At 48.8% G+C, this 9,692-nt stretch carries 7 protein-coding genes and 1 CRISPR repeat array; all 7 genes read right to left on the bottom strand.

The annotated features are described in order from the left end of the window. Nucleotides 1–562: direct repeats of the CRISPR family, unit length 32 nt; unit sequence GTTTCAATCCACGCGTCCGTGAAGGACGCGAC. A 196-nt stretch (nt 563–758) separates the two neighbouring features. Continuing rightward, a complete protein-coding gene (cas2, locus tag TW77_RS23310) occupies nt 759–1,052 on the bottom strand; it encodes a CRISPR-associated endonuclease Cas2 (protein ID WP_046007370.1) in 294 nt (97 codons plus the stop codon). 11 nt (nt 1,053–1,063) lie between these two features. Further along, nucleotides 1,064–2,095 (bottom strand): type I-C CRISPR-associated endonuclease Cas1c, encoded by a 1,032-nt coding sequence (cas1c, locus tag TW77_RS23305; protein WP_046007369.1) that lies wholly within the window; start codon nt 2,093–2,095, stop codon nt 1,064–1,066. Then, nucleotides 2,092–2,727, bottom strand: coding sequence for a CRISPR-associated protein Cas4 (cas4, locus tag TW77_RS23300; protein WP_046007368.1), 636 nt, complete (start codon nt 2,725–2,727; stop codon nt 2,092–2,094). The genes cas1c and cas4 overlap by 4 nt, the downstream gene beginning before the upstream one ends. A 2-nt stretch (nt 2,728–2,729) precedes the next feature. Continuing rightward, nucleotides 2,730–3,599, bottom strand: a complete 870-nt coding sequence (gene cas7c, locus TW77_RS23295) for a type I-C CRISPR-associated protein Cas7/Csd2 (protein WP_046007367.1) — start codon at nt 3,597–3,599, stop codon at nt 2,730–2,732. A gap of 18 nt (nt 3,600–3,617) precedes the next feature. Beyond that, nucleotides 3,618–5,582, bottom strand: coding sequence for a type I-C CRISPR-associated protein Cas8c/Csd1 (cas8c, locus tag TW77_RS23290; RefSeq protein WP_046007366.1), 1,965 nt, complete (start codon nt 5,580–5,582; stop codon nt 3,618–3,620). After that, nucleotides 5,579–6,283, bottom strand: a complete 705-nt coding sequence (cas5c, locus tag TW77_RS23285; protein ID WP_046007365.1) for a type I-C CRISPR-associated protein Cas5c — start codon at nt 6,281–6,283, stop codon at nt 5,579–5,581. The genes cas8c and cas5c overlap by 4 nt, the downstream gene beginning before the upstream one ends. 340 nt (nt 6,284–6,623) lie before the next feature. Continuing rightward, entirely contained in the window at nt 6,624–9,107 is a 2,484-nt protein-coding gene (locus TW77_RS23280) for a CRISPR-associated helicase/endonuclease Cas3 (protein WP_046007364.1), read from the bottom strand. Nucleotides 9,108–9,692 lie beyond the last annotated feature (585 nt).

Below are 9,692 nucleotides of genomic sequence, written 5' to 3'. Positions count from 1 at the left end.
GTTTCAATCCACGCGTCCGTGAAGGACGCGACTAGGGGGGGATATGGCGTTAGACCCAGACCACATGTTTCAATCCACGCGTCCGTGAAGGACGCGACGCCAACGGTGTAGCGCTCTACTCGTAGGGGGGGGGTTTCAATCCACGCGTCCGTGAAGGACGCGACTTCTGTTTTGGGGTTCATAATTATTCAGATGATGTTTCAATCCACGCGTCCGTGAAGGACGCGACCATTTACACGATTAGGGAGTTAAATATGATATATGGTTTCAATCCACGCGTCCGTGAAGGACGCGACTGCATGCGCGTAAATATCCTATAAAATGATAAGGTTTCAATCCACGCGTCCGTGAAGGACGCGACGACACACTCAATTATCTGGTCTCTGCATTGCTTACAGTTTCAATCCACGCGTCCGTGAAGGACGCGACTTGGTGACTGGGAGGGGCAGGAAGAACGCGCCGCTGTTTCAATCCACGCGTCCGTGAAGGACGCGACGTCTGCAGCGGGTGTTGATGTTCGCACGGGTGGTGTTTCAATCCACGCGTCCGTGAAGGACGCGACAGCCTTGTTGCCAAGGCCCAGCCAGCTTAGCAAAAATGCATGATTTGCGCTAACCTCGATAAAAATCACGGTCAAACACACTGCCAAGCCAGCGGTAATTTAAAATAGCCTTATTTTTAAAGAACATACATAAGCGCTAACCTCCCGGGGTTTTTATGAGAACCAGGGGTTAGCGCTGAGGTATTCAAATTGGGGATCAAAGAATGAGTGGATCACGAAAAATATCAATGGCTGCTTTGGCGCCGTGATGTTCCACTTTGTTGTGCCAGTTTTTGCCTAACTTATAGAATCTCAGGCTGTCGACTTGTGGGTCATAGATTTTTAATAGTTTAGCCTTAAAGCTCACCCACTGCGCCGGGTCTACTTCGCACTCAAATACTGAGTACTGTACACGAACTCCATGATCCAGGCACACCTTGGCAAGGTTACGTAAGCGTTTTTGTCCGTCTTCGCTCTCAAAAGAAACATCATAAGTCACCAATACCATCATAGTGTATATCCTTACTTTTTCAGGTAAAAAGGCGGGTAGCACTCTAGGTCACCCCGAATATGTCGAGCCAGTAGCATAGCCTGCACGTGCGGTAGTAAACCCAACTGAATTTTTTCCTGTAAAAATTCATGCCGGATCTCTTCTTGCTTTTTACTCTGATAAGCCTGAAAAACTCGCTTTCTGGCTTCATCTTTTAACGTTACACCACCTACGCTATCGGTTGTGAAGTCAGACTCTGAAAGCTGCCCACGATTGAATAAGGTCACCACCAAAGTATCAATCAGCGGTGCACGGAACTCTTCTAGCAGATCAAGTGCCAGGCTATCGCGCCCCGGCCGCTCCTTATGTAAAAACCCCACTTGCGGATCCAGGCCAACACCTTGCAATGCGCCACTTATTTCCTGTCCAAGCACTGAGTAAAGTAACGAGAGCACAGCATTAACGGGATCTTTGGGTGGCCTTCGGCTGCGACCATTGAATAACTTGCCACTTTGATTCGCTTTAATCACCTCAGAAAAAGCGGCAAAGTAATGTGCAGCGGCTTCCCCTTCCATGCCCAGTACTTGCTCATAACTAAGCGTTACCTCGAGCTGTTCTAAGATCTGTCTGAGCCGGTTTATGGCCTTATTCAGCTTATCACTGTCGCCGTGATTGCGACGGTGGCGCTGTAATAAGGTTCGACTTGAACGCACTTTCGCGCTGACTATCAACCTGGCAATCTCAGTCGATGCCTGATCGACCACCCGATATTGCTGGCGGCGCAGCAGCACATTGCCGGTTTGTTTACCCACCACATTTGCCAAAAACCGCCCCTGCATATCAAAAAAGCTCAGGTGCGTGCCACTTTCACCGCAAAACCCCAGCAACTGAGGAGAAACCATAATATTACCAAAGCAAAAAATACTGCCAATAGAATGAATGGGGAGCTGCATCAGCTTTTCTTTGACTCCCTCGGTGCGTTGTTCAATCAGCAGGGTTTCTCGCTGTTTATGCAAATAAACACCGTCTTTGGTGATATACAGACTGTTTTGGAGTTTCTTCATTTTTCATCCAGGTTGAACATAGCCGACACATAGTCACTTGATCTGTCCCCTTGCATCAGCTTGGGCTGGCATAACTCATACAAAGAGCAGGCTTTACAGTGTTTACCATACTCGGGTTGAGGTGTTCGGCCTTGCCTGAACAGGTTTTGGATTTGCTCGAGCAATGCCAGGGTCTGAGTACGCAACGCAGCATCAATTTCAACTTCTAAACGTTTACGCGTTTGCCAGTACCACAACGCGCCCACTTCTACCTGAGTCGCCATCATTTCTTCCAGGCAAAGTGCCTGAGCACACAACTGCACTTTATCCACATTGGTGGCTTTGGGCTTGCCCCGCTTGTATTCAACCGGCAAGTAGGTTCTACTTGCGGTTTGATGCTCCAGCAAATCGAGCTGACCATGCAAGCCTAGCTTGGGCGCATTTACAGTAACACCCCGCTCGAAACGCACACCTTTGCGCGACTCCGGCGCACCACTATCTACTCGCTCATGTAACTGACGACCATGGGCCGTTAGAAAGTTTTCCTGCCATACCTGCTCCAGATGGATCAGCGCACATTGCCGGGGGCAAAATAGATAGTGCTGCAACGCAGAGATCGCCACGGAGCGACGATCAGCTACGTCCGAGTGCATGATCAAAAACCTTCGATCACTTGCGGCTCTAACCCTTGCAGCGCACTGAGCAAGGCGTCGTTCAGTGCCGACGTATCAAGCGATTCACCATTTTCAATATGGCTGCGTAGTGTCTGGTGTACTTTGGCAGAGGAATACTGGCCCGACTTACTATTATGCTGCCACCAGATAAGGTGAGAAACGGCCATAGAGCCCTCCGGGCGTGCTGAGGAGGCATCGCCTTCAAACAGGCGAGGTAACACAGCCTTTAGCTTGTCGGCATCGTCATCACTGAAGCCGGTTTTTTCAGCTAACTGAGGCGTCATCGCACCAAAGGCAACATACGTTGCGTTATCAACCCGGTGCTTCATGCCCATGGTATCTGAGCTTTTCTTTTTACCATCGCCTTCACCGCTAACACTTTTGGTGATCTGGGTGCTGGAAATACTCACCGGCTCAAGGCTGAATGCACTTTGTATAGTCACCGGACCACGCACCGGAATAGATACGCCATCGCTGCCACTGCCTTTGTAAGCAAAGACCTGACCAAACGTGCGCACGTCCAGCCACTTTTCGCAGCAAATTTTAGCCGCCGTATCGACGGGCGTTTTTTTGCTGTTAAAGGTGTCTTTGCCTACCCCAAATTCGTCTGATTCAGCGCGGCTTCTTAGGCTGGGCATGCCGTCGGATTTCTTTTCGTCCGACTGAACAAAGATACTTTCACCCGCTTCCTGTAAACGGTCGCGAATTTTGCGTTTAAGGCACACATCGGTGATCTCACCAAAACCATCGTAGTCCGTTCTTGGGCGGTTGCCATTCAGCGGATCGCCGTTGGGGTTAGCGTTTTTAACGGTAAAGATCAGGGCAAAGTCAATTTTGTTCGTTAAGCTCATGGTTCATTCCTTTTAAATTTAAACTGATTCGGTTTGTGGTGTGGATGGTTCGGTTTTGTTGGTTGCTTTGGGCTGCCACTGACCTTTCACAGGCGAGTGCTGCTCCAGCCACATCATCTGACTATGAAAGCCAAGCAAGAATTCCGGCGATAGTTTTTTGTCTGAGTTGTACTGCTCAACCTCAGCAAATAAATCTGTTATTTGCGCCAGCTTTAGTGTGTATGCCCGCTCGAACGATTCACCATAATGAGCAAAAATACGCTGCTGATAGGGCACCAAAGCCGATACTATGGTCAGCCAGGTTGAACTGGGTTTATTCACAAAGCGGTTCATATATCGCTCTGCAGTGGTCATTCGCTTGCTGTCGCCTATCGACAATGCTATTTGTTCTATCTTGTTGGCCACTGCCAGCAAGCGACCAAATAAGTAGTCGCGTGATTTGTAGTCTTCTTGAAGTGCCATCTCGTAATCCTTTTGTTCAGATTTGATTTTTGTACGCTTGTAATAACCCCGGATCAGCGCACAGGCGACCCCCAGGTTTTGCGCCCACAGCCAATTCTGGTCGCTCTTATAAGCCACCCGATTAACTGCGCGATGAAATGCATTATTCATAATGTCTCTGGGGATTGGGCTGCCTTCGACGATGCAGGGGTAGAGTCGGGCCACCAGGTTTTTCTTCAGGCTTTCAGAGGATTTCAGCACATCCCCATAAGTGGCATCGAGTGTCCTGTATAACGACGGGGCACAGATCCGCCAGCCGCTGTTTTTGTCATCCAGCTTAACCCGCTGCCACCAGCCTAAGTCCAGTTGCCATTGCTTTAGCCGGGCAAGAAAATCTTCCGCTACCGTTTCTCGATAGTACAAGATCCCCATGCGTCCGGGGGTTGCTGAATCAATGCCAATCATAGCGATTTGCTCGTTTTTTTCGAGCTGCTCAGGCCCTGTCAGGCCATTAAAGTAATGATTCAGGTTATTGGCATAGCGCTCACCCAGGTCCACTGTGTGATCTACTTCTGGCTCGGCTGTCATCCAGTTTAACCAGTCCTGCTCAGCCGGGTCCGGTACGGCTTTACCTGATATCGCCCAGGCCAGATAAACCTGATCGCCGGTTCTATGGCCCTGCCTTGCCAGTAACCAGCGCAGCGCATTGTGCGCTTTCTGGGTGGCTTCAAAGCTTACCGAACTGGCTTCATGTCCGCTGCTAAAGCGTCCTCTGTAGGTATAGCCACTGCTATCATTTGAAGAGATCAGTTTGGCCTTGTCGCCGCTGTGCCTGAGCTTAGCAGGATGATTATCAGACGCAGGTAACTCCTCGCCAGTGACCATGCACAGTGCAGCGCTGCCACCGTTTTGTGCATCAAACGCAATCCAGCTTTGTTGCAATTCAGGATCCAGCCAGGTTTTACTTTGCAGCTCGCCCGGTTGCTCTACACTCCAGCACACCAGCGCAGCGCCTTGATCAATTTTACCCTGCTGCTTTGGCAGCAGTTTGAGTAATGCCGGGGTATCGCCCTCCCCTGACCACTCAGTCAGGAGCGTGCCATCTTGTGCATGCAATACACCCTGCTCAACTAAATCAGCAACCAGTGTTCTTTTTTCTACATAACGCAAAACCGCCTGTAAGGGGGGTTTACAAAATTCCGAGTCTGCCCAGGCTTTAAGCTGGGTCAGGTATAAATCGAATCCCGGTTTTTTAACACCGCCAAACGCTTCATAGTCACCGGCGACATACTGGATTTTATCTGCCAAAGCATGAGCTGCTAGGCCACTAGCTCTTCCAGCTGATTTTTCTGTTGCAGGCAAAACCAGTATCTGCTTGTCAACTTCTGCTCCTAGAAACTCTCCTGCCCCGTTCAGGCGCACGTGAATATGTGCCGTCTGCGGTGTGTGGCTGATGGGCATGATCTGCTCTTCCAGCGGTGCATCGGCAAATCTTTGCTGTGCCTGCTCGTAGGTGTCGTATAGTTTTGCAAGCCAGCTCATAGGCTTTCCTCCGTATTCGCCACCGGTTGCATATTGCTATCCAGCTCAAATGCTTTGGCCTCCATATTACGCACGTAACGATTTACCGGGCACTGCGCGGGTGTAGGGTAATCGATCACGCCGTTTTTCATCACTGCGTGCCAAAAACGGGTTCGTAATTCATCTTTGCCGGTTTCATCCGGATAATCGAAGCCATGAAACATCAGACCAAAGCCCAGTTCGTCTGTGTCGTCAAATGCGCCTTTACCTTCGCCAAACTCGCAAGGTTCCACATAGCCCTGGCAGTCACGAGTTCCCAGAAAAATATCCTGGCGTCCGCCTTTGTTCAGCATCCGCTTAGCAATGGCAAAGTGCTTACCATCAACACGATCCTGAGCCAGCTCAGGACGGTGTTCATTCCATTCAAAATGGGCCAGAACCTGATATTCAACGTCATGCAAAAAAGTGTAATAGGCCAGACTGTTACCACCACCCCAGTTCAGTGGCTTGGTGCCCCGGGTTTGTGTTCTCAGAGGCTTAATTACCCGTACCTTATCAACATGCCAGACCAGCGTGGGCTTCCAGTAAATGGACTTTAGTACGCCCTTAATGGCCTCGTAGGTGGGGATATGGTAAGAACACTTTTCGCCACCCACCCGGGTAATGGGATCGGAAAACAACGCGTGCCGCCCCCATAAGCGAAAACTGATACTGTTTTTCATATACGTTCCTTATTTTAAAAATCCTAGATAAACAAAAATGAAAAATGCAATTGCAGCAACTACTACGACAGCATAAAACCTGTCTTTTTGTAGTAAGCGCAGTTCTTGCAGAGTCTTGGGTAACCAATCCATAAATGCTGCCGCAAAATCGAACAATAAATAAACTCTAGCTCGACTTTTGTAATTTTCCAGTTCAATGTTAGAAATAGTAATTGTTGCCGATTACGTTGTTCTTGTTCTAGACTTTGGTTTGTCGTATTTGTATTTTCACGAATGCGTGGATTGAAATAATGTCAGAAAAAGTAACTCGAAAGAGAGGCCTAGCCTCTCTTCTTTTCACTTAACAGCCCAAAAAACCCTGCTCACCACAGATTTCTAAACTCAATCCAAACTCACTGCTGTAATGCTCATTCCGCAGGTAGTAAACCGGCTCTCCCTCTGCTATCGGGTAGGCCGCCTCACTATCCAGCAACTGCTTTAACTTGTGGGTAAACACATTCACGCTGTACTTCTGTGCTTGTTGTAACAATGTACGGTACTGCGCCGCATCAAAGCGTTTATCGAGCGCCAGCAATGCGCTGATCAGCGTTTTGGCTGTATTATCATGCGGGACTATCACCCCCTGCGTGGGCGCGTTGATTGCTTTAAACGCTTTACCCGCAGCCATAAATGCCTGCCTGATCGCAATAGGCGACTTTTCAATGTTCTTTTCGTTGCTGCTGAGCAGGTCAACCAACTGGCTTTGGCCTTTGGTCAATCCATGCGTGTCTGCCGGGTAACCCATTTCATCGCAGCGCTCATAAAAGTATTTATCGAAGTAACGTGTGGTATATTCGGGCGACAGCAGCTTGGCCTCATCAAAGTCATCCGCATCCAGGATGTACTTAGTTGCTGCAATGCCCTGTTTGATATCCGCCAGCATATTGAGGTTTTCTTTGTGCGGATTCACCACCAAAACTTCGCCCATGCCTTGTTGTCTGCCATGGCGGTTACAACGCCCAGCTGCCTGGGCAATGGAATCCAGGCCCGCCAAAAATCGCACTACGGTATTAAAGTCGACATCAACGCCTGCTTCTATTAACGCCGTTGACAGACATAAGGTGGGCAAGCCGTCATTCAGGCGCGACCTTATTTCGTCAAGTTTTGCTTTGCGGTGCGCCGCGCACATATCTGTGCTGAGATGAAAAATACCATCCGACCAGGCTAAATGTTCATTGAGTGCGTGATACAAGGCTTTAGCCCAGTGTTTGGTATTCACAATAACCAGGCAACTGGTATTAGATTCAAGCTGCTGTGCGATAAGCGCTGTGAGTTCACTTTCATCCCAGCCCCGAGGCCGCACAAGGTTGCGAACCGTAACACGCTCCAGTGCCTGATAGAGCTTTGAAATATCCGGAGTCAACTCATTGTCACCTGTGAGTGCCAGCTCACCCCGTGGCCTTACCCGCTCGGGTAGTTTGTTCAGTAGTGGCTGTGTCGCGGTGCACATCACGGCTGTGGTATGGCAATGCCGGGTCAAAAAGTTCACGGCGTTATTAAACAGGTGAACACAATTAATCGGTAAGGTTTGGATCTCATCGAAGATCAGCACTGCCTTGCTCAGCTGGTGCAAACGTCTTACGCCACGTGTACCGCCACCAAACAAGCTCTCAAGAAACTGCACCATAGTGGTAAACACAATGGGTTTATCCCAGTTCTCGCAGGCCAGTTTGGTGCGCCAGGTTTGCACTTCGGGCTCCAGATTTGAATGATGTTCAAGCACCCATTGCTCACCCAGCTCATCACCAAAGACGTCCCTGACTGCCTGGGCATTTTGCTCAATAATTGAGGTGTAAGGGATCACATAGATTATACGGTCGAGCTGGTGTTGTTTAGCATGGTGTAAGGCAAACCTCAGACTGGCGAGGTTTTTTCCTCCCCCCGTCGGCACGGTAAGGCTGTATATCCCCTGCTGGCCCAACGCCTTTTGTTGGCAATTAGCTGAGATAGCTGCGCGGATCTGGTTAATACCCTCTGTATCAAATCCGGCAATTTTTGACTCCAAAAGCGCACAAGCCATATGCCAGTCTGCTTGTGTATTGCGTGCGGGTTCATTGCCGGGTGTTTCAAAGTCGGCGCTGTTTGTTCTGTCTGCATCAATTAAGCAGCTAAACCAAAGCTTAACAAACATACCCAGATAAAAATCATGCTCTGTTTTGTTTGAACGATATGGACTAAGGCTAGTTTTAAGCGCCTGTGCGGCCGATTTTAAAAAGTCATAACCGGCCAGCTTGCGGGCTTCGTTCAGTACTTCAGGGTCGGCATTTTGAATACATTCGTTAAGGTGTGAGTCTTCTTCACCTAGCTTCAGCCTTTTCAATAAACCGCCACTTGGTTCGGCCAGGCAATTGATCAACCCACTGTGGTGAGACACAATACATAAAGCCAGCCCCTGCACAACGACCATGCAGTATTGGCTCAGTGAGCTGTCTTCTTTAAAAATCACCGGAGCAATCTGCATTAAGTGATTCACCAACCATTGTGCACCTGCGGTGGAGTGATTGATTGTACCTTTCTGTCCCTTCACCGTTCTTGCCAGGGAGTCAATATCCTCATCCAGATCGGGGTTAGCATGAGCTTGCTTTAAGGTAATAATATCGTCCATATAACCTTGAAAAGCAGCGCTATACTTACCAAAGTCGTGTAAAAAGCCAATCAAGGCACCCGCTTGCGCATAACCAAATTTTTCGGCAAGGGCTTCAGCCAGTACTTTAACTTCGCGTAAATGAGTAAGGACGCTTTGATGTTCGCTTCCTGTTGCTGCGGGGTGGGCAATGAATGGCATAAAACTCCTTTTTAGCGCTTAATTTATTGTTTATTTTGCCTATGTAGACAAGAATGTAAATTAAATGAATAAATTTTTAAATTAAAATGTGATCTAAAACAATGACGGCAACACCCGAAAAGCTTCTAAACAAACTGGATAGCTGGGTCACAAGCTTGTTGGAGCCTGGCACTTCGTTCCCTTGGTGTCTGTTATGCTGTTGGGTTTACCTAACCGCACAATATGACTGGCTTAGTGCTATTTTAGGTGCGCCGATTCTGGCGGCTATTTTTACGCTGCTAATAAGTTTGGCTATTTTTATTGCTGGCCTGATCTTAATAACGCTTGGCATTGTGTGGCCATTGGCTGAACAATTGCTGCGTTCAGATCCGCCCAAATAGCAATCTCGATTACCTTGAACGACAGGTCCAAGGTTCCTAAAAGTTTCAATCCACGCGCCCGTGAAAGACGCGACAGATATAAGTCCAACTGTAGAGTATTTGGATATTGTTTCAATCCACGCGCCCGTGAAGGACGCGACGCCGTGCGCATTAAGCCTATAAGCGTTTACAAAGTTTCAATCCACGCGCCCGTGAAGGACGCGAC

Source organism: Pseudoalteromonas rubra (genome assembly GCF_000967655.1).
GTDB classification, from domain to species: Bacteria; Pseudomonadota; Gammaproteobacteria; order Enterobacterales; family Alteromonadaceae; genus Pseudoalteromonas; species Pseudoalteromonas rubra_A.
This window is presented reverse-complemented; position numbering and strand designations above follow the sequence as displayed.